Here is a 20,884-nt window from a genome sequence, read left to right as displayed (position 1 = left end):
GCGCGGGTGGGCCCAAGAGAGACGATATTGAGATATTCGATCGTTCTGCTTCCACTTTGGTTATGCGGCCTTCACAACGTGGCTCAGGCTCGCGAGATGCCCCCTGCGCCATTTGACTCTGCGAACGCGCCCAGCCCTGCCACCGTAACCGAGCTACCAGACTCTCCCGGCACGGTGATGATGCGATCGCGGGCAAAGGAATTGGACCGAGAGCTACTGAACGAAGAGCCACCGAACGAAGAGCCACCGGACGAAGAGCCACCGGACGAAGACAAGACCAGCAGCTACTTTAAAGTCGATGAGATTCGCGTCCCCGATCTTAGCTCTTACCATCTCAACCTCGTTGGCGCGCCGACATTTCCGTCTTCCTCCACGCAGTCCCGCCGGCCCGCCCCAACGGACATCAAAGACGAACCATACCACTGGAAGGGGCTCATCCTGCAATCGGTTGCATTCAGCGCGCTGGAGAACGGCGTGCGCATCATGACCGCCGATCAGGAGGATCGCCACATCCTTCTCAACAAACCGTTTTGGTCCGACTACTTTGCCTCGGTCCAGCAGTTCAACATGCGGCGCTGGAACGATGGCGACAGCTTCCTGGTCAACTACATTGGCCATCCCTTGCAGGGCGCCGTCTTCGGATACATCGAGATACAAAACGATCCGCGCGGACGCGAACTTGAGATCTCCTCCAATCCGCAATACTGGAAGAGCATCTTCCGCGCCCTGATTTGGTCCACGGTGACCTCCACACAGTCGGAGATCGGGCCCATGGGCGAGGCAGCCATCTTCAACGCGGGCGGCTTTACCTACCCCATCCACTGCCCCCACAAAGACAAGTACTCCTGCCCGCCCACGTCGAAGTACACCAACAACACCGGATGGGTCGATTTCATCATCACCCCCACGGTGGGCACACTCTGGCTTCTCGGTGCGGATACCATCGACCGATACGTTACCGACCCGCTGGTCCAAAAGCACCCCAGAGCCTTTGGATACAAGATGCTGCGCGCAGGCCTCAATCCTGCTAAGTCGCTCGCCAATTTACTGCGCGGTCACTTTCCATGGTTCCGCGACTACGAGCATCCAGGCGTCTATGAGTCGCTCGCCGTTGAAGAGTTCCAGCGCGCCATGGACGTCGAGCCGCGCGACCACGTCGATGTCTTTCTTCACTACACCGCTCTCACCCTCAACGTGAATACGCTAGGCTGTACCGGGTGCCGTCGGACAGCTGACGGAGCAGGGATTGAGTTGGGGTTCGCCGTGCGCCGCTATCTCGATCTTGTCATCGACAGTGACATCCTGCCTGGAGCAAGTCCGGAGTCCTCACTCAACGTTGGCGGCACGCTCTGGACCGGGCGCGCCGGCCTTCGCTCCGGCTACTCGGGCAAGCACTTTGCACTCAAGGTCACGCTCGCGCCCGGATTCGCCAGCTACTCTCGCTCGCAGTCTGCTCCCGCACAGCCCATCGGCCGCAACTACAACTTCTCCGCGATCGCCGCACTCTCCGCCGATATCCGCTTCACCGACCGCATCGCCTTCCGCCTCACCACCGAGCAGATGCTCATCCGCTACAAGAGCCTCTATCGAGACCCGCCCGACATCGGCACGCCGCCGAATCTCTCGTTTCTCTCGCACGACAACTACATCAACTCCACAAACTGGGGAGTGACCCTCGGACCGGTCCTGCGCTTCTGAGGAAAGCGAGTCGCAGACCATTGCTTCGACCTGCGTGAATGAGAGTGCAGACAGGTGCCGGACGCCGTTAGCTCCGCACAGTCGGGCGTCAAACCTGCTAACCATGCCCAAAGCAGTTGCGTCGAACAACAAGTCTTGCCTTGCGAGAATGATCTTTCAAACCTCATACGCCAGGCCTTCGCAGATCTCCGCCAGAGCGTATCTAACTGAGGCGCAGACTGCTTGACCAGATCAGGTTGATCTGTAATGACTTGCAGCCAGGCGACACTTCATTCGACTGCCTTCCGAAATCGGGCCAATTCATAAGATCAAACTTTGCATCGCGGCGTTAGCCGCGACATCAAACGGGCATAGATTCACGTCCGATCCTTGCTAAGGAGGACACTATGGCGACTCAACTGTCTCCGATCAGTTCGCTGGAAGCGGTTCCCAGGCGTATTCACTCATCCTGCGATTTCGTACAGGCTTTGATGAAGTTGCAGCGGGCCGCGCAACTCATCACGTCTAGCCTGGATCTGGATGTCTTGTTCGATCGGGTCGTAAACGATATCGCCGCTGCGATTGGCTGCGTAGAGGTCTGTGTCTGGCTGCGCGATGCCGGCACCGACGAGATGGTGCTTCATGGCGTTCGTGGCTGCACCACCTACAGGAAAGGCGACCGCGCCAAAATTGGCGTTCGCGGCATGGTCGGCCACGTCGCTGCAACCGGCGTGACGCGCTACGCCCACGATGTGACGATCGATCCTTACTACGTGGCGTGCGAGTTGGACACCCGGTCCGAAGTTACCGTTCCGCTTCTGCTCGACGGAGAGGTCATCGGAGTGCTGTGCGTCGATCACAAACGGATCAATGCCTTCTCGGACGATCAGATCGCCGTAATGGAGGCGTTGGCCGGCCACATCGCGGTGGCTATTGAAAACGCCCGGCTGTTCCGCAACGAGCGCCAGGTACGTGAGCTGATGCAGCGCGAAGCAGACGACGCCCGTGCCGTCCAGCAATCGCTCTTCGTTAAGGCTGTTCCACTGGTCTGTGGCTTCGCATTTGAAACCGCGTGGAATCCGGCCGGAGCTGTCGCGGGCGATTGGTTCGATCTGATCGATCTCGGCGACGATCGCTGCGGAATCGTGCTCGCCGATGTATCCGGCAAGGGCATGCCTGCGGCCTTGTTGATGGCGGCAACGCGCGCCATCCTGCGCTCGCTGGTCAAGCTCGACCACTCACCAGGCAGCACGCTCATGAAGCTGAACCAGATCCTGATCGATGACTTTCCGATGGGCAAGTTCGTCACCATGATCTACGGCGTGCTTGATGCGCGATCCCGGGAGATCACAATTGCCAGCGCCGGACATCTGCGTCCGCTCCTCATCAACGGCGAGTGCTCCTTCCTCGACATCGACACCGGCATGCCGCTTGGACTCGGTGCGACAGCCTATCCCGAATATAAAGTGACCCTGAAGCCAGGCACCAAGCTCCTCTTCTACACGGATGGAATAACCGAGGCAATGAACCGTAGCGACGAAGAGTACGGAGCGGGGCGGCTTGTCGAACACTTCCTGCGGCCCTCGGCCTGCGTGGATGGACTCATTGAGGAAGTGGGCAAATTCAGCCACGGATCAAACCACACCGATGACGCAACCGCGGTCCTGATTCGAAGCCGATAACCCAGAAGCAACGCCCATTCGAATGAGACAGCACGTCGTCTCGCCTGCCTTCAGAGCGCACCTCTCCTCTGCGCAGGATGCTATTCCAACAGCACCGGCGAATTTGCTTCTTGCACCCCGTACAATGAAAAGCGAAGATGGTGCGGATGACCTTAGGAGATTCGGTGCGAACGGTAGCACTCGTGGTGGCGTGTGTGCCGCTTGTACTGCTGACGGGCTGCCCGCAGGATCAGGCAGCCTCGCCCGGCAAGACCTCTGCTCAGACAACCGCTCCTACAAAAACGCAAGCCTCGAGCGCGGCTGCATCTCAGTCCGGGCAGACAACTCCGTCCACAGAGCAGTCTGTCGACGGCGCGGCCCGGGCTTTCACGGTGCAGCAGCTGATCAACTCTGCCGAGGCCGCCTATCGCAGCGGCGTGGACAACTATCGCGCCGGTCGTCTCGACGCAGCCCGGCTGGACTTCGACTCCGCCGTCGATCTCATGCTCACCAGCGGCATGGATCTGAAGACCGACCCGCAGCTAGCCGATGAATTCGATCATCTCTTGAACGCCGTGAATTCACTGGAGATGGCAGCCCTGAAGCAGGGCAACGGTTTCTCTCCAAAGATCGAAGAGGCGCCCCTTGATACTGCCGAGGACCTCACCTTTCCCGCGAACCCGGAGCTTACCGCAAAGCTGAAAGCAGAACTGCAGATCTCCTCCGATCTGCCCCTGGTCATCAACGACCAGGTCGCAGGCTACATCGGGTACTTTGCGAACTCACCCTCCTTCCATGCCCACATGCTTCGGAGCATGGAGCGCGCCGGCAAATACAAGACCATGATCCAGAGCGCGCTGACCGCCCAGGGCGTCCCCCAGGACCTCATCTATCTCGCCGTGGCCGAGTCCGGCTTTCAGCCTCAGGTGCTCAACGCGAAGTCGGGTGCAGGCGGCATGTGGCAGTTCATGCCCACCGGCGCCTACGGCCTGGCACGCAACGGCTACTTTGATGAGCGCTTCGATCCAGAAAAGTCTTCGATCGCCTACGCAAGATACATGAAGACCCTCTACAACCAGTTCGGCGACTGGTATCTCGCGATGGCCGCCTACGACTGGGGCCCGGGCAACGTGCAGCGCGCCGTGCAGAGAACCGGCTACGCGGATTTTTGGGAGCTCTATCGCCGCAACGCGCTGCCAAAGGAGACCCGCGACTACGTCCCGAAGATTCTTGCCGCCGTCATCATGGCGAAGAACCCCGAGAAGTACGGCCTCGACAAGATGGTGCCAGACGAACCTGTCGTCTCCGATACCGTGTCGATCGACTACGCGATCGATCTGCGTCTCGTGGCCGACGTCACCAACTCCTCCCTGCCCGAGATCGTAGCGCTCAATCCCAGTCTCCTGCGCATGACGACGCCGAGCGACACGCCGTTCGATCTGCACATACCCGTCGGCACGCATGGCGTTTTTACAGAGCGCCTCAAGGAGATTCCCCAGGACAAACGCAGCACCTGGCGCTTTCACGTAGTCCGTTCCGGCGAGTCGCTCGACGGCATCGTGACCTCTCTGCACGCCCATCTGAGCGACGTCGCCGCCGCGAATGGCCTCTCTGCGAACGACGGTGTCGATACAGGAGACGAACTTGTCATCCCCGTCACCGTCGCTGCAAGCACACGGCCGCAGCGATACACCGTACATCACGGCGACACGCTGGTCACCGTCTCCGATCGATTCGGCGTATCGGTGGAAGAGTTGCGGCGATGGAACCATCTTTCCTCGGGCACCGTGCGGCCCGGTGCCTCCCTCGCAGTCGCAGAGCCGGTGAAGCTCGCACCCGGCACACACGTACACGGCAGAGGTTCTCGAAAGAGAAGTGGCTCGCGCACGGTTTCGACCAATGTTCATCAGGGTTCCGCGCACTCCCCAGCGGGCGCGCTGGTTCGAAGGCAAGCGGATCGTCAACGACAAACAAGCCCGCAAGTAAGAAGAGTTCCCATGCAGCGAAGCCCAGCTCAACCACCAAAATGAAAAAGAAAGCTACACGATAAGCTTCCTCGTGAAAAAGATTGCTTGCCTTCGGTAGCGCTTGGATGCATCCTGTTGCTAGAATCTCGTGCCGGGAAGTAAAGATGTTTTTTGTTGCAGCGAAGCTGGTAACACAACGCAGAAAGCGATAGAAGTAGAGAGTAGTGAGGGGACAACAACAATGATGTTCGACGACACCATCAAGCTTCACGCAACTGCAGCCGATGACAACCATAACTTCGGCGATGAACCCGATGACGAACAGGATGATCTGCACGGCCGCTTCAATGACGACGACGAAGAGGAAGAGGTCACGATGACCTCGGATGACGACGACGAGGAAGCTCAGCTCGACGAAGAAGACACCGACGACGATCCCCATGCCGAAGATGCGAAGCTGTTCGCGCTGCCCCCTCGCCGGTGCGTAGCTACGAGCCGCCAACAAAACAGTCGGAGTTACCGGTAAAGAGCGAATCCTCCGCGAGCCCGGCGAAGCCCGCGGTAAAGAAGGCCGCTGCAACACCAGCCAAAAAGGCCGCTCCCGCCAAGAAGGCAGCAGCAAAGAAGCCCGTCCCCGCAAAGGCAGCGGCGAAGAAGGTCAGCAAACCCGCCGCCAGCAAGACGCCTTTGAAAAAGGCGGCCCCGAAGAAGGTCGTTGCAAAGAAAGTTGCGGCGAAGAAGTCCGCAGTGAAAAAGTTCTGGCGAAGAAGGCCACACCAAAGAAGGCCGCCGCCAAATCGAAATCTGCCGCGAAGAAGGTCAGTGCTCTGCGCGGCGGTAAGGTCGCCCCCAAAAAGGCGATCGGCAACAAGGGCACTCCAAGCAGTAAAAAACTAAAGAAGAGAGGTACTACCTTGGCAACTAAGAAAGCAGCAAAGAAGGCACCAGCGAAGAAGGCAGCAGCAAAGAAGGCTCCTGCTAAGAAGGCAGCCAAGAAGGCTCCTGCAAAGAAAGCCGCAAAGAAGGCTGTTAAGAAGGCTGCTCCAAAAAGAAGTAACTAACACCAAGGCAAGCAAATAGGCCCGGACTCCTCAATTGAGAGCCCGGGCCTTTTTGCGTCTGCTGATAACTTCCTACTTCTTGTTAGCCGTGATCTCTGCCAGAACTTCCGTGCTGTGAACATTCGGATCGACCTTCTCCCAAACCTTCACCACCTTGCCGTCGGGCGAAATCAAAAACGTCTCGCGGTTGGCAAACTTCATCACGCCGTAGTTCTTCACCGGTACGCCATACAAGTCGACGACCTTGTGGTCCGGATCAGCGAGCAGTTTGAAGCCAAACGTATCCTTCGAGCACCAGGTCTTGTGTCCCTCCACGGTGTCCAGGCTCACGCCGAGAACGACCGCATTCAGAGCATCGTACTTCGCAAGGTCGTGCTGGAAGTTATGCGCCTCAATCGTGCAGCCGGTGGTCTGATCCTTGGGATAGAAGTAGAGGACGACCCACTTGCCTTTGTAGTCGGTCAGGCTCACCGGCTTGTCCTCCTGCGAGGGCAGAGTAAAGTTGGGCGCCATGGCTCCAGCCTGTATTGTGTCTGCGGCAGGCGCTGCATGCGCCCTGATACCTACGCCGCATGCCGCTGCTACGCCGATGATTGCTGCGATCCAAACTGCTTTGCGCATGGTGGTTCCCCTTATGTTCTTCTCTTAGCTGTAGACGAATGGCCGCCGCGTTAGACGCGCACCGAATGTCCTGACGGCAATTTTACCCTTCCCATGCAACCCTTTACAGAGCGGTGACAAGATCTTTACATCGCGACGATCGTAATCCCAGCCTCATCCGCTGCGCTGAAGAGCGCCGCAGGATCGAACATCAGTGTTCTCTCCGCTTCAATCGCCAGACAGGTGGCCCCCGCGGCCTTCATGGCCTCGATCGTCGCGACGCCAATCACAGGCACATCGAAGCGCATATCCTGATTCGGCTTGGCGACCTTCACCACCGTCAATCCACGCCGAAGCGTCGTCTCATCTCCCTGCTCAAGGGTACGAAAGAGCTCCCCGGCGCGCGCAATCGTAGCATCCGTTCCTTCCATGGCCTCCACCGCAACACAGGCCTGCGCCGCAATCACGACGGTCTGACCAAGATCGTACCCCGCGATTGCCTGCGCCACCGTGCGTCCATACACGATGTCTTTCTCCTCCTCCGCGTCAGGCGCCCGCCGCGTAAGCACACCAGCCTTCGCCAGCAACGGCTCCAGATACTGCGTCGACGAGATCAACTCAATCCCCTCATCGCCAAGAACCTTCGCCACCGCACCCAGCAGCATATCGGTATTCCGAGTGCGAAGGTTCAGCAGCAGCTTCGCCAGCCGCCAGTCCGGCCGAATACTGGAGAAGATCTGCTTATGCTTCACCTGACCAGCCATCACGGCCCTCGTCACGCCCTCCGCACGAAACGTCTCAATCAGCCGCGACAGCTCGCCAAGCGAGAGCCAATGAACGTGAATGCAGGCATCAGCAGCCGCGCGTTCATTCATCTCAGGGTCGGTCTCTTCATTGATCGCCGCGACCACAACCTGCAGGCCGTGCGCACGCGCAGCATCCAGAAGGAGAAACGGAAAGCGCCCGTTCCCCGCAATCAGTCCCAACTTTTCTGATTCGCCCGATACAGTCATTTTTCCACGTCGAGAACGGCTACTTGCCTGCTGCTGCAACTTCTCGTGCGAGATAAATCGTCTTCCCGCTCTGTGCGGAACGACGCGCGGCATCCAGGATGCGAACCACTGTAATGTTCGTGTCCAGCGAGTTCAGATCATGCTGCGGCTTCACCGTCCCGGCCAGAACCGCAGCGAGATAGTTCAGCGAATCATTTTGCGGAGCCTGAAGCGGCGGCGCAGTCTCAACGTGTTCAGATTTCTCCCCGGTCAAACGAGCGCGAAGCTTTGCACCAGGCGCCGCATCCTCATACACCGTATCCACATACCCGGTCGCCCCGTAGATCTCCATATCCTTGCGCGCGAAAGGCCAGTTCCACGAGCCCTGAAGGATGGCCTGCGCATGGGGATAGGTCAGCACCACCGTGCTGTCGTCATCGACGTTGGGATAGATCTTCGGCTTGATCTGCAACGTAACTGCGGTCACAGTGGTTGGTAGCTCCCCATGCAGAATCCACGTCGCAAGATCCACACCATAGCAGCCAAAGTCGAACAGAGCGCCCGCGCCGTTCTGCTTCGGATCGGTGAGCCAGCTCAAAAACTCCGGATCAACCCCAATCTCCTGCGGACCCTCATGACCGTCATGGACGACCAGCTTCCGCAGATCGCCAATCTTTCCCTCTTCCAGCATCTTTACTGCTGCAGTGTTCGAGTTGTACCAGGTCGTCTCGTAGTTCGTCAGAACAGGAACGTTGTATCTCTCCGACAGCGCCTGAATGGCAAGCGCGTCTTCCACCGTAGTGGCCAGCGGCTTCTCCACCATGGCCGCGATGTGCAACGGCGCAGCCTCCTCAATAGCCGCTCGATGCCCCGCGATCGAGGTATAAACCAGAATCGCCTGCGGCTGCGTGTGCTTCAGCATCTCAGCTTCAGTCGCGAAGAACAGATCTCCCGACAGGTGTGTCTTCGCAATATACTTCTGGCGCAGCGCCGGATCAGGATCGGAGATGCCCACAAGCGTGATCTCAGGATGAGCCGCAAGCTTACCCAGAAAACCCTGCACGTGGCCATGAACCAGTCCAACGATTGCCACGCGCAAAGGCGGAGCCGCCTGAGCCTCAGCGTTTGCGGAGAATGAAAAAGTTGCCACGAGAAGGGAAGCGGCGAGGAGGAGACGATTCGGAACCGACAACATCATAATGGGCCAAACTCCAATCTGATTCTGTGTGCCAAATACTGGCTAAAACGCTTACTTGATAATCCCACGCTCGCTGTTGGCGATAAAGTCGGCAAGATAGACGACATGCTCGCCCGCCCCGCCGGAGGCGATCGTCTCGCGAATAGAAGCCAGTGCATCGGTCGTGTTGAGCTTCGAAGCAAGCAACGTACGATAAGCCGCGCGCAGCTCCCTCAACTGTTGCGGCGTAAAACCCCTCCGCTCCAGACCCACCTTGTTCAAACCGTAGGCGTGATTGTTCCGCTCAATGGAGGTCAGCGAGTAGGGAAGAACATTCTGCGTAATGGTCGTTCCGCCGCCGATGTAAGCATACCGTCCAATCCGGCAGAACTGATGCACAGGACACAGCGCCCCAACCACCGCGTAGTCCTCCACCGTCACATGCCCCGCCAGCGTAGCCGAGTTCGCAAGAATACAACCATTGCCAATCTGCGAGTCATGCCCAATATGCGTGTAGGCCATGATCAGGCACTCACTCCCGACCGTGGTAACGCCGCCCCCGCCCTTGGTCCCGCGCGATATCGTCACATACTCGCGAATCGTATTGCCGTCCCCGATCTCAAGCCGCGTAGGCTCGCCCGCGTACTTCAAATCCTGCGGCGAGATCCCGAGGCATGCAAACGAGAAGATACGATTCCCACGCCCGATCGTAAGATGCCCATCAAGCACCACATGCGAAACCAGCTCACACTCCTCGCCCAGCACAACATCAGGACCGACGGTGCAATAAGGACCAACCGTGCAGCTCGCAGCAATTTGCGCCCCCGCCGCAACGATGGCTGTCGGATGAATACTCACTCTGCCGGAGCCTCCGCCGCCTTCTTTACCACCCGCGGCACCACCTGGCACATTACCGTAGCGTCGCACACCAGCTTCCCATCCACCGTAATATTGCCAAGCATCTTCACGGCCCGGCTCCTCCACTGCTGCACCGTCACCTCGATGCGAAGCTGGTCTCCCGGCAGCACCGGCCGGCGAAACCGCGCATTCTCGATCCCCGTAAACACCATCAGCTTCTGATCGCGATCGGGAATCTCCGTCAGCAGCAGCGCTCCACCCGTCTGCGCAATCGCCTCCACCATCAGCACCCCAGGCATGATCGGATAGTCCGGAAAGTGCCCCTGAAAGTGCGGCTCGTTGATCGTGACATTCTTGATCGCCACAATCCGCTGCTTCCGCTCCATCTCCACCACGCGATCGATCAGCAAAAAAGGATAGCGGTGCGGCAGCAGCGACATGATCTCAAGAATGTCCATCGTAGTGCGTGCCGCAGTCTGTTGGTCGGCAATCTGATCCGTCGTAGTTTCATTCATGGCAAGGATGAGTATAAACGCCGAACCACGCCCTGCGCGGGCGGCGGTCACTTCGTGACTTCTATACCGGCTTGGCGAAGAGATCGTCTCCGCGACCAACGGGAGCACCAACCGAAGGGGTACACCTGTCACGAAGTGACCGCCCCGCGCGCAGCGGGAACCTCACCCCGCCGGCTGCAGCTGCGCCCCCGGCGTCGACCGCGAGATCTCCAACTCCTCCGGCGTCATATCCACCGCAATATCCGCAAACAGAGGCGTACTCAGGTACCGCTCCCCCGTATCAGGCAGCATGCACAGCACAGTCGAACCCTTCGCCGCCTCCGCACACACCCTTAGCGCACCCGCAAAGGTCGCCCCCGACGTGATGCCCACGAAGATCCCCTCCTTCACCGCCAGCTCCCGGCTCCACTTCATCGCATCGGCGTTCGCAATCCGCAACACCTGATCGATCCGATGCTCATCGATCGCATCCTGCGTAAGGCTCGAGATAAAATCCGGACTCCAGCCCTGCTGCGGATGCGGAGTCCACGCCGGATGTCCGGCCGATGGAGTCCCATCCGCATTCCGCGGCTGCGCCTCTCCGCTCGAGATCATCGGCGCCGCATCCGGCTCACACACAACGATCTTCGTCTCCGGCCTCTTCTCCGCCAGCACCCGCGCCACTCCCTTCAGGGTCCCGCCCGTCCCGAACCCCGTCACCCAATAGTCCAGCCGGTCGCCTTCGAAATCATTCAGAATCTCCTGCGCCGTCGTCCGCGAGTGCATATCCGCATTCGCTTCATTCTCAAACTGCCTCGTCCTGAACCACCCATGCTTCTCCGCCAGTTCATCCGTCTTCCTGACCATCCCCACAGCCCGCTCCGCCGCAGGTGTCAGCACAATCTTCGCGCCGAGAAATCTCATCAGCTTTCTCCGCTCAATACTGAACGTCTCAGCCATCACCACCACCAGAGGGTACCCCTTCTGCGCGCACACCATGGCAAGCCCAATGCCCGTATTGCCGCTCGTAGCCTCAATCACGGTCTGCCCTGGCTTCAGTGTCCCGCGTCGCTCAGCATCCTCGATCACGCCCAGCGCAAGCCGGTCCTTCACCGATCCCAACGGATTGAACGCCTCAATCTTCACGAACAGATTCACATCCGGCGGCCCAAGCCTGTTGATCCGAACGACTGGCGTATTTCCCACGGTCTCCAGAATATTTGCGAACTTCCGTTTCATATCGTGTCACTCCTTCGGTCTCAGAGAGTCTACTCACGCCCGGCTATCGCTACTGTTTTTTCTTCAACAACACATCCGGATTGAACATGTCCGGAGCCGCATCCACGTCATACTCCACCTTCAGCAAAAACGTCTGACTCGTCAGGTCGCCATTGTGGTATCTGCTGATCGTAAGCGCCGTCGGCAGCCCCTGAATCGTGTGATAGTCCGCATACTCCTCAGCATCCTCGTCGAGGTCTTTGAATGTCTCATTCCTCCACTCGAAGGTACGCCGCAGCGGCAGGTGCGTCGTGGCGTCCAGATCGAGCGTCACCGCGTCATTGTTATCGCTCAGGATCGTCACCTTCTCCGCGAGACGCCGCTCCACCATGCTCGTCCCTTCATAAACCACCACCACGCCCGGAGCCTTCAGCCACGTATTCACCACCGCTTCCACCGAGTGATCCCGGCGTCGATAAAAGTCCTCCACCTGATCCTTAGGCAGTTCGACTCTCCCTTTGTAAGTGACCTCATATCCCTTACCGGCCGTCCAGATCTGCACGATATCGATCTTCTTCCCCGGCAGAAGAATGCTCTTATCCGTGATAAATCCAACCCGCAACGCCTCAAAGCGATCAGCGGTCGGAAACTGGCGCGTCGAAGTAAAGTCAATCACGATGCCCGTCGGCGTGCCGCGAAAGAATCGTCCAATATGCCCCAGCTCGCGCATATTGCGCCGATGCAGCCACGCATCACCGCCCAGCGCCTCCACCATCTCCTCCAGCACCTTGCGCCCATGTTGCTCCGGCGTCTGTCCGGCAGGCATCACAGGAGCAGCACTGGGAATCTCATTCGCCTGCGACCACAGCGGTTGAGCCGCCCCCAGGCCCAGGCCAAGAGCGAGCGCGACGCCGATTCTAACCACCACCTGCTTCATCGAGACTCCGCTCATCCGACCAGCACCGCCCCGCCGTTGACGTTGAAGATCTCACCCGAGATAAATCCCGCGAACGGAGTACAGAGAAAAAGTATAGGAGCCGCAATCTCATCCACATGCGCCGGACGCCCCAGCGGAATCAGGGAGAGCAGCCTCTTCGAGACCTCCGGATCGCTCAGAACACCAACCGTAGCATCGGTCGCGACCCAGCCCGGAGCTACGCAGTTGCAGTAAATCCCCTCGCCAATCAGCTCCGTCGAAAGACTCTTGGTCATACTGATCAACGCCCCCTTCGTAGCCGCGTAGTCCGCATGAAACGCCTCACCCCGCTGCCCAGCCGTCGAGCTGATCAAAACAATATGCCCGCGAGCAGGCCCAATCTGCGGCTGAGTCTTCATCTGGCCCACAGCGGCCCGCACCACTCCGAAGACACTATCAAGATTCGTGCCAAGCGTCGTGCGCCACTGCTCACTCGTCATCTCCGCGATCGGTGCATCATGCGCAGGCCATATGCCGTGATTCAGAATCGCGCAGTCGACCCGCCCAAACGCAGCCACCGCCGCGGCAACCAGCGCGTCTCCCTCTTCCGGGTTGGAAAGTCTCTGCTCCACCGCACGACACACCTCCGGACCGCCGCACTCCGCAACAAGAGCCTCAGCCTGCTCCGCCGCAAAGCGATAGTTGAACACCACCTTCGCCCCAGCCTGACAAAACATCCGAACCGTCGCAGCGCCAATCCCGCGCGAACCGCCCGTAATCAATGCGACCTTCCCAGCCAGCGACATCGTGATACCGGAGTTACCGTTCGTAAGCATAGACTCGACGCTATCCAATCAATCTTCTTGACGCAAGTATTGCGAACACAGAGAATTCTCTACTAATCCCTTTGAAGGAGTTCGTCGCTCATGAAAATCGCCGTCCTGATCGCCCGCATTCTGCTTGGACTCGTCTTTCTCGTCTTTGGGCTCAACGACTTCTTCCACTTCATCCCCAATCAGCCGATACCCGGCGACGCCGGTGTCTTCGCCAACATCCTGTACACGCATGGGTGGATGACCTTCCATGGAATCCTCTACACCATCGCCGGAATCCTGTTGCTCATCGGCCGATACGTCCCCGTCGCGCTTGTAATCCTCGGCCCCATCCTGGTCAACATCCTGATGTTTCACCTGACCCTGATCCCCGGAGCCGCAGGAGTCTCTCCGGGACTGGTCTGCACTCTCCTCGAGCTCTTCCTCATCTGGGCCTACTGGCCAGCCTTCGCAGGAATCTTCACCCCAAGCGGCCTCCGAGTGTAGCTACTCCGCGGCTGTTGTCACGCCATCCTTCCAGCGACCACCAAAGTCTTTAGCGCCTTTGTCCTTGCCGTTGCACTTGTTCTTGCCGTTGCCTGTCCTTTTGGTTGTCATCCCGCAGGGATCTGCGGTTGCTCTAGCCCTTGTCTTTGCCTTTGTCTCTGCCGTTGCCTGTCCTTTTGGTTGTCATCCCGCAGGGATCCGCGGTCGCCGTTTCTATTCCCCAACCACACCAACGCAGTCGGAGTAATAATCGAACCGCTCACCGCCCTTTAGCCACCTTCGCAGCCAGCACCTTCTTCCGTTCCACAATCAGCCGCTTCTGCTGAGCCGCAGGCAAGGCAAGCACAGCACGAGTCTTCGGCGGCAGCTTCGCCAGCGTTAGCGCATGCGCAGCACTCAACTCCCGCTCCCACTCCGCCTTACGAAAAACATCCCAACTCCTGACCGCAACCCAGGAGAGACGCGCCGAGTAAGGAGCCGGAAAGATTCCCTCTATCTCCAGCAGTTCGTGGTAGCGCTCGGGTCCAGCAGAATACGAGATCACACGGCTCTTCGCATCTCGCTCCAGGCTCTCGCTCTGATCGAGTCGCAACATCGCAAACATCTTCCCGCCAATCGCTTTATCTCCTGCCCAGAAGACAAGCCCACCCCACTGCGCCGCCTCGATCACGTGGGGCAGCGTCAGCAGATACGCGCGGATACGTTCCACATCCATCCCGGCAGTATAGCCCGTACTTCACGCAGCCTTGCGACGCGGATTGGGCTTGCCCTGCTTCTCCAGCTTGCTGGCGGCCGCAGATTTCTGGTCCGCGCGCTTCACACCAGCCGACTTCTTTCCCGGCCTAGGCTTGCAACTCCCTTTTTCGCGCGGCGCCTTCCCCGCCACCGGTTCAAAACCCGGCCAGCACCGAGAGCTCTGCTTCGCGTTGGAGGATTTGTCGGATGAAGACGAAGACGTCTTGGAGGAGGTTTTCTTTGCCGATTTCTTCGCGGTTGTCATGCAGACTTAGAAGCGTCCCCCGCATCACGCGTGGCCGCAAAATAGTCACGTTTTACGGCAATCAGGACAATCATTTCAACGCAGTCGTAAACGAATAGCTCCCTTTGCAGTAGAGGGATCAACCACGTGTCCATGCTGGGTCACCACGATCTTCCCCGCAGCAGCCAGACGTCGCGCCGCAGCTCGTGCCGGTTCCATCAAACCCTCCCAGTCCCGGCGGCTCCCCAGCCCGCCCACCGCCTTGGCCGCCTCCGAAGGGCAGATCGTCTTATCCCGCCCGCGCTCCGCCAGTAGCTCGAGAATCGCCGCCTCAAGCTCAGCATCGGACTCCCCGGCTTATGCCCCCGGCACTCATCGCTGCAGTACTTGATCACATCCCAGTCCCGCTCCCACTTCTTGCGCCACTCGAAGGTGCGCCCACAGGTCTTGCAGATCTTGTCCTTGTGCGGAGTAGTGCGTTCGGGTTTGCGTCTCCGGTCCGGCATAAGAGGAAAGATGCAGGAAGCTCCAGAACCATTCACCCGATCCGGACCGAATCCCGGAAAATTATTACAAAAAGTTGGCACATTTTTTTGACCTCGAAAAGTGACTGCCAAAACACCACATCAGCCACCCAAATCACCACAACTTCACCACAAAAAACCACCACAAAATGAACCAAAATCCGCAAAACCCCCTGCAAAAGACCACTTCGATACCCGGCAATTTTTTTCCCGCGGAACCATTCAAATTTAGGAGAGACTTATACCTATCCATGACGAAAAACACGAAACAAAAGAAACAGACCAAAAAGCAGACCAGCAACCCCTCCCCCAAAAACTTCGCGTCGGCATCCTCTTCGGTGGCCGCTCCGGCGAGCACGAGGTCTCCCTCCTCTCCGCCGCCTCCATCCTCAACTCCATCGACCAGACAAAATACGAAGTGGTTCCCATCGGAATCACAAAACAAGGCCAGTGGCTCGCCTCCACCGAAGCCCGGAACCTGCTCGCAGGCGACACAAAACCCGCTCCAGTCCAGAAGAAACGCGCCACCTCCAAATCCATCGAACTCCGGGGCAGCACGGGCTCTGCTCTTCGACATGAAACCTTCGCCCAGCAAAACGGCTCCCTCGTACAGTCCCTCGACGTCATCTTCCCCGTCCTCCACGGCACCTTCGGCGAAGACGGCACCATCCAGGGCCTCTTCGAACTAGCCGACGTCGCCTACGTAGGCTCCGGTGTACTCGGCTCCGCCACCGGCATGGACAAGTCCGTCATGAAGCAGCTCTTCGCCGCTGCGGGCCTGCCCCAAACTCCACACGTCAACCTCCTGCGCAGCGAGTGGAAGGCCGACGCCAAACGCTGCATCAAGCGCATCGAAAAGAAGCTCGCCTATCCCGTCTTCGTGAAACCCGCAAATCTAGGCTCTTCCGTGGGCATCAGCAAAGTCCACGACCGCAGCGAGCTAGCCCCCGCCATGGACCTCGCCGCCAGCTACGACCGCAAACTCATCATCGAGCAAGGCGTAGGTGGCCCCGGCGCCAAACCCCGCGAACTCGAAGTCGCTGTTCTCGGAAACGACTTCCCCGAGGCCTCCGTCGTCGGCGAGATCGTTCCCGGCGCCGAGTTCTACGACTACAACGCCAAGTACCACTCCGACGCATCTATCCCCATCATCCCCGCCCAACTCTCCAAGTCCGAATCAAAACAAATCCGCGAAATGGCCATCGCCGCCTTCCGCGCCTGCGACTGCGCCGGCCTGGCCCGGGTCGACTTCCTCATGGAGCCACCGGTTGTAAACAAGAACGGCAGAGAATCAAAAGCCGCCCGCATCTACCTCAACGAAATCAACACCATGCCGGGCTTCACCAGCATCAGCATGTACCCCAAGCTGTGGGAAGCGACAGGCGTGCCCTATAGAGAGCTCATCGATCGCCTCGTCGCCCTTGCCGCCGAACGCCACCAGGAAAAACAACAGACGACCTTCACTCGCGTCTAATAAGAGTTGCAACGAACGAACCCAAACCGCAGATAAAGGAGGAGATTAGGCATGGACACCATCGGCAAACCCGTTACAACCGCACGCCCCACGCCGAACCACGCCATAGCCTCGTCCCTCCTGCATCTGCTCCTCATCGTCGTACTCGTTCACCAGGCGGGTCCCTGGGCCGCCCCCATCCGCCTACCCGGTAGTCCGCACGGAACCAATCTGCTTCTGACGTATTCGCCAGGCAGAGCCCCTCTACAAACCTCCGCTCCGAACCCCAAAGCCCGTCCAAAGCGGACCGAGTCCACCACTCCGCTGCCAAGTCCACCCACACAAAAGCCGAAGGACACTCCCGCCTCTCCCAACACCAGCTCTCCTGCCTCTGCCGCACCAGACTCTGCCGCAGGCGCCGACTCCCTGGGCACTGGCAACATCAACATCGCCCTCGCCAGCTACTTCCCCACTCCGAAACCTGACCTCTCAGTGCTTCCGCGTGGCACCAAGGGCGACATCATCCTCGATATCGTCATCGACCCCACAGGAAAAATCGCAGACATCAAGATGACCAGCGGCCTGGGTCATGGCATCGATGAAAACGTCATTGCGACCGTTCAGCAGTGGACCTTCCATCCAGCCACCAAAGACGGCCAGCCCGTAGCCAGCGAGCAGGAGCTTCACTTCCACTACGAAAAAGCCTAAACGCCCAAGACCTACGCGGATTGCTAAATCACACGGCTGTGTCTGTAACCCGCCGCCGTCATCGCAGCCAGCAACTCCTCTACCTGCTCCCGTCCACGCGTTTCCATAGTAATGTCGATCGTCGTATCGCCAAGGTTCACTCCGTAGTACGCCCGGTTGTAGAGCGTATCCACGATGTTCGCGCGATACTTTGCAATCAACAGCGTCAACTCCGCAAGCGCTCCGGGCTTATCCAGCAGATGGATTCTCAACCGGATCATCCTTCCATCCTGGACCAGGCCGCGTTCAATAATCCTGCTCAGCAGCGTCACATCGATATTTCCGCCGCACACCATCACCGCAGTGTGCGCCCCATTCAACGTGGTCTTCTTCTGTAGTAAAGCCGCCAATGCCGCGGCTCCTGCGCCTTCGGCCAATGTCTTCTCGCGCTCGAGCAAAACAAGAATCGCCGATGCGATCTCATCCTCATCAACGGTCACAATCTCATCGACATAGCGCTCGACCACAGGAAATGTCGTATCGCCCACACGCCGCACCGCAATACCATCCGCAATCGTAGTCGAGGGCTCCAACGTCACCGGGTGCCCAACCGTTCGCGCTGTCACCATCGAAGGCAGTCTCGAGGTCTGAACCCCGATCACACGAACTTCCGGACGCGACTCTCTGATTGCGCAGGCGATCCCGCCAATCAACCCCCGCCGCCAATAGGGACCACCACCGCTTCGAGCTGCGGCACCTGCTCCAGCAATTCAAGTCCAATCGTGCCTTGGCCAGCCATCACCATCGCATCGTCGAACGGATGAATAAACGTCATTCCCTCCGCCTCGCAAAGCCGTGTCGCCTCCTCGCATGCCTCGTCATAATTCGCGCCATGCAGAATTACCTCTGCGCCAAATCCACGCGTCGCCGTCACCTTCACGAGAGGTGTCGCGAGCGGCATCACGATCAGCGCACGAATCCCTCGCTTCGTCGCGTGGTACGCCACTCCCTGAGCATGGTTTCCCGCGCTCGCCGCAACCACGCCACGCGCAGCCTGCGCCGTTGTCAGCATCGCAATCCGGTTCAGCGCTCCGCGTTCTTTGAATGAGCCGGTCATCTGCAGGTTTTCAAGCTTCAAATACACCTGCTGCCCGGTCAGCGCTGATAGCATCTGCGAGTGCGGGCAAGGCGAATAGTAAATCGCGCTACGTACCCGTTCCCGCGCAGCAGCGACGTCCGCAAGGCTGATACTCAGTTCGCTTATTGAATCCTTCACAGGCATCATGATCTCTCTTAAAACTCGTAAAAACACAATCTTCTAGCGCTACTCTCAAATCACCGCCGCTGACGAAACCGGTTTGCCAGCACAAACTCATCCCGCAACTCCGGCGTCCGCAGATTCTCCCGCACGTGCTGTAATTTTTGCTCCAACGCCAGCAGAGTGTCCGCGACCGGGCCAGTGTTGGTCATCGCGACATCTCGCCACATGCTGTATGGGCTGGCTCCCAGCCGCGTTGTCTCTCGCAGCGCGCGTCCGCCAATCGCCGCAATCTCCGGAGCATCGCCAAACTTCTCTTCAAGCAATGCCGCCAGCGCAGTCGACAGCATCTGCGGCAGATGACTCACCCAGGCGCACATCTCGTCATGCCGCGTCGCATCCATATCCAGCATTCGCGACCCGAAGCACCCAATCCATCCGCGCCACTCTTTTTCTATCGCGATCATCTCGGCTGATGTCGGCGTAAACAACCACATCGCGCCATCGAAAAGCCCCGCCTCCGCCAGCAGAGCGCCTCCCGACTCCTTGCCCGCCATCGGATGACCAGGAAGAAAAACAGCAGCATCTCCCGTAAATAATTGCCGGGCCAACTCCACGATCTCTAGCTTCGTGCTCCCAACATCGGTCACAAGTTGCCCCGCACGCAGCACCGGAGCCAGTTGCTGCATCCAGTCTTTGATCGCAAGCACCGGCACCGCCAACACAATCACATCCGCCAATCTCGCCAGTTCCAGAGCATTCTCGCGACTCGCAGCCCTGCCATCGATCGCGCCCATCTGAACGGCCGAGGCCATCTCGAGTTGACTGGTATCCCACCCATCGATCCGGCCCCGAAACCCAGCCGCACGCAGCGCGAGGCCCGTCGAAGCGCCAATGAGTCCTGTCCCGATGATGAAAACCCGCTCCATGATTCCGGAACCTCGCTTACGCAATCTTTCTGTTCACGACCGGCGCCAGTAACCTTAGCTGCGTCATCAGTTTTTGTAACTGTTCAGGATACAAACTCTGCGCACCATCACTCATCGCTTTATCGGGGTTAGGATGCATCTCCATCAGCAAACCATCCGCTCCAGCCGCGACGCTCGCCAAGGCCATCGGCGCGACGAGATCCCGAATCCCGACCCCGTGAGACGGATCACCCAGCACAGGAAGGTGTGTCAGCTTCTTCAGCACAGGAATCGCCGAGATATCCATCGTATTCCGCGTATAGGTCTCGTACGTCCGAATCCCCCGCTCACACAGCATCAGGTTATAGTTGCCGCCAGACAAGATGTACTCCGCGCTCAACAGTACCTCCTCGATGGTCGCCGAGATGCCGCGTTTCATCAGCACCGGCTTTCGCACATGCCCAAGCTCACGCAGCAGGTTGAAGTTCTGCATATTGCGCGCGCCTACCTGGAAGCAGTCGATATATGGCAGCATCAGCTCAATCTGCGAGATCTCCATCACCTCGGTGATCACCAGCAGTCCCGTCTCATCGGAGACTTCACGCAACAGCTTCAACCCATCCAGCCCCATGCCCTGAAAGCTGTACGGCGAACTCCGTGGTTTAAATGCGCCTCCCCGCAGAAACTTCGCACCCGCAGCGGCAACCTGTTTCGCGCTGGTCAGGATCTGCTCCCGCGACTCCACCGAGCAAGGCCCCGCCATCACCACAACTTCCTCTCCGCCCACCACCACGCCGTTTGGAAACGTAATCGTAGTTCCTTCGGGTCGGAAGTTCCGTCCTGCCAGCTTGTACGGCGACGAGATTCGATAAGCGTCATAAACGCCAGCCAACACCTTGAACTCCGCGACCTCAAAGTGTTCAGGCGTCCCCACGCCTGCCAGAATCGTCTGTGCCGCCCCCGTAGTGCGGTGAACGTTGAAGCCAAGCTCCACCATTCGCTCAATTACTTGTTGAATATTCTCTTCCGTCGCCCGGTCATGCATCGCAACTATCATCGTCTTCGCTTCACTCCCTTTTGTACGTAACCAAATTAGATACAAACCAATTCGGAAAGCTGCAAACATTTCCAGTGC

At 58.7% G+C, this 20,884-nt stretch carries 22 protein-coding genes and 1 pseudogene; 8 read left to right on the top strand and 15 right to left on the bottom strand.

Features of this window, described 5'->3' with window-relative positions:
- Positions 1-27: 27 nt before the first annotated feature.
- The 4 genes from RBB80_RS03785 (at position 28) to RBB80_RS03770 (ending at position 5,831) form a co-directional block, all read left to right on the top strand.
- Entirely contained in the window at positions 28-1,698 is a 1,671-nt protein-coding gene (locus tag RBB80_RS03785) for a hypothetical protein (protein WP_433966976.1), read from the top strand.
- A 386-nt stretch (positions 1,699-2,084) separates the two neighbouring features.
- Positions 2,085-3,359, top strand: a complete 1,275-nt coding sequence (locus RBB80_RS03780; RefSeq protein WP_433966975.1) for a PP2C family protein-serine/threonine phosphatase — start codon at positions 2,085-2,087, stop codon at positions 3,357-3,359.
- A gap of 146 nt (positions 3,360-3,505) precedes the next feature.
- Positions 3,506-5,368, top strand: coding sequence for a transglycosylase SLT domain-containing protein (locus tag RBB80_RS03775; RefSeq protein WP_433966974.1), 1,863 nt, complete (start codon positions 3,506-3,508; stop codon positions 5,366-5,368).
- A gap of 178 nt (positions 5,369-5,546) precedes the next feature.
- The gene (locus tag RBB80_RS03770) at positions 5,547-5,831 is read left to right on the top strand and encodes a hypothetical protein (RefSeq protein WP_433966973.1); all 285 of its coding nucleotides are present in this window, start codon (positions 5,547-5,549) and stop codon (positions 5,829-5,831) included.
- 132 nt (positions 5,832-5,963) lie between these two features.
- Here RBB80_RS03770 and RBB80_RS03765 read toward each other — a convergent pair whose 3' ends face one another.
- The 9 genes from RBB80_RS03765 to RBB80_RS03725 form a co-directional block, all read right to left on the bottom strand.
- Positions 5,964-6,299 carry a hypothetical protein gene (locus tag RBB80_RS03765; RefSeq protein WP_433966972.1) on the bottom strand — a complete coding sequence of 112 codons (336 nt, stop codon included), beginning with the start codon at positions 6,297-6,299 and terminating at the stop codon, positions 5,964-5,966.
- Positions 6,300-6,438: 139 nt separating this feature from the next.
- Positions 6,439-6,987 (bottom strand): peroxiredoxin, encoded by a 549-nt coding sequence (locus tag RBB80_RS03760; protein ID WP_433966971.1) that lies wholly within the window; start codon positions 6,985-6,987, stop codon positions 6,439-6,441.
- A 125-nt stretch (positions 6,988-7,112) separates the two neighbouring features.
- On the bottom strand, positions 7,113-7,979 hold the full coding sequence (locus RBB80_RS03755) for an LpxI family protein (protein WP_433966970.1): 867 nt from the start codon (positions 7,977-7,979) through the stop codon (positions 7,113-7,115).
- A gap of 19 nt (positions 7,980-7,998) precedes the next feature.
- A complete protein-coding gene (locus tag RBB80_RS03750; RefSeq protein ID WP_433966969.1) occupies positions 7,999-9,156 on the bottom strand; it encodes a Gfo/Idh/MocA family protein in 1,158 nt (385 codons plus the stop codon).
- Positions 9,157-9,207: 51 nt separating this feature from the next.
- Positions 9,208-9,993 carry an acyl-ACP--UDP-N-acetylglucosamine O-acyltransferase gene (lpxA, locus tag RBB80_RS03745; protein WP_433969475.1) on the bottom strand — a complete coding sequence of 262 codons (786 nt, stop codon included), beginning with the start codon at positions 9,991-9,993 and terminating at the stop codon, positions 9,208-9,210.
- Entirely contained in the window at positions 9,990-10,616 is a 627-nt protein-coding gene (fabZ, locus tag RBB80_RS03740; protein WP_433966968.1) for a 3-hydroxyacyl-ACP dehydratase FabZ, read from the bottom strand. Before fabZ ends, lpxA begins: the two co-directional genes overlap by 4 nt.
- A gap of 54 nt (positions 10,617-10,670) precedes the next feature.
- Positions 10,671-11,726, bottom strand: a complete 1,056-nt coding sequence (locus RBB80_RS03735) for a PLP-dependent cysteine synthase family protein (protein WP_433966967.1) — start codon at positions 11,724-11,726, stop codon at positions 10,671-10,673.
- A gap of 49 nt (positions 11,727-11,775) precedes the next feature.
- Positions 11,776-12,642, bottom strand: coding sequence for a hypothetical protein (locus RBB80_RS03730; protein WP_433966966.1), 867 nt, complete (start codon positions 12,640-12,642; stop codon positions 11,776-11,778).
- Between the two features lie 11 nt (positions 12,643-12,653).
- Complete coding sequence (locus RBB80_RS03725) at positions 12,654-13,457, bottom strand: SDR family NAD(P)-dependent oxidoreductase (RefSeq protein ID WP_433966965.1); 804 nt, start codon at positions 13,455-13,457, stop codon at positions 12,654-12,656.
- Positions 13,458-13,547: 90 nt separating this feature from the next.
- Here RBB80_RS03725 and RBB80_RS03720 point away from each other — a divergent pair, with 90 nt between their 5' ends.
- Positions 13,548-13,940, top strand: a complete 393-nt coding sequence (locus RBB80_RS03720; RefSeq protein ID WP_433966964.1) for a DoxX family membrane protein — start codon at positions 13,548-13,550, stop codon at positions 13,938-13,940.
- A 259-nt stretch (positions 13,941-14,199) separates the two neighbouring features.
- On the opposite strand, the gene RBB80_RS03715 is transcribed toward RBB80_RS03720, so the two are convergent.
- Positions 14,200-14,655: an MmcQ/YjbR family DNA-binding protein gene (locus RBB80_RS03715; RefSeq protein WP_433966963.1), complete on the bottom strand. Its 456-nt coding sequence runs from the start codon at positions 14,653-14,655 to the stop codon at positions 14,200-14,202.
- A 67-nt stretch (positions 14,656-14,722) separates the two neighbouring features.
- On the opposite strand from RBB80_RS03715, the gene RBB80_RS03710 reads away from it, so the two are divergent.
- Entirely contained in the window at positions 14,723-14,950 is a 228-nt protein-coding gene (locus RBB80_RS03710; protein WP_433966962.1) for a hypothetical protein, read from the top strand.
- Positions 14,951-15,015: 65 nt separating this feature from the next.
- Here RBB80_RS03710 and RBB80_RS03705 read toward each other — a convergent pair whose 3' ends face one another.
- Positions 15,016-15,204 carry a DUF3253 domain-containing protein gene (locus tag RBB80_RS03705; RefSeq protein ID WP_433969473.1) on the bottom strand — a complete coding sequence of 63 codons (189 nt, stop codon included), beginning with the start codon at positions 15,202-15,204 and terminating at the stop codon, positions 15,016-15,018.
- Complete coding sequence (locus RBB80_RS03700) at positions 15,138-15,425, bottom strand: DUF2256 domain-containing protein (protein ID WP_433969471.1); 288 nt, start codon at positions 15,423-15,425, stop codon at positions 15,138-15,140. The genes RBB80_RS03705 and RBB80_RS03700 overlap by 67 nt, the downstream gene beginning before the upstream one ends.
- A 346-nt stretch (positions 15,426-15,771) precedes the next feature.
- On the opposite strand from RBB80_RS03700, the gene RBB80_RS03695 reads away from it, so the two are divergent.
- Positions 15,772-16,917, top strand: a complete 1,146-nt coding sequence (locus RBB80_RS03695) for a D-alanine--D-alanine ligase family protein (RefSeq protein ID WP_433969470.1) — start codon at positions 15,772-15,774, stop codon at positions 16,915-16,917.
- A 51-nt stretch (positions 16,918-16,968) separates the two neighbouring features.
- The gene (locus RBB80_RS03690) at positions 16,969-17,604 is read left to right on the top strand and encodes an energy transducer TonB (protein WP_433966961.1); all 636 of its coding nucleotides are present in this window, start codon (positions 16,969-16,971) and stop codon (positions 17,602-17,604) included.
- A gap of 23 nt (positions 17,605-17,627) precedes the next feature.
- Here the strand turns inward: RBB80_RS03690 and ilvA are convergent.
- From ilvA to aroF, 3 genes and pseudogenes are all read right to left on the bottom strand, one after another.
- Positions 17,628-18,754: pseudogene (gene ilvA, locus RBB80_RS03685) on the bottom strand (threonine ammonia-lyase).
- A 164-nt stretch (positions 18,755-18,918) separates the two neighbouring features.
- Positions 18,919-19,770 (bottom strand): prephenate dehydrogenase, encoded by an 852-nt coding sequence (locus RBB80_RS03680; RefSeq protein ID WP_433966960.1) that lies wholly within the window; start codon positions 19,768-19,770, stop codon positions 18,919-18,921.
- 16 nt (positions 19,771-19,786) lie between these two features.
- Positions 19,787-20,806 (bottom strand): 3-deoxy-7-phosphoheptulonate synthase, encoded by a 1,020-nt coding sequence (gene aroF, locus RBB80_RS03675; protein WP_433966959.1) that lies wholly within the window; start codon positions 20,804-20,806, stop codon positions 19,787-19,789.
- Positions 20,807-20,884: the final 78 nt, after the last annotated feature.

This window comes from Tunturiibacter gelidiferens (assembly GCF_051013345.1).
GTDB lineage: Bacteria > Acidobacteriota > Terriglobia > Terriglobales > Acidobacteriaceae > Edaphobacter > Edaphobacter gelidiferens_A.
Note: the sequence above shows the minus strand (reverse complement) of the source record. Positions and strands in the feature narration are given on the sequence as shown.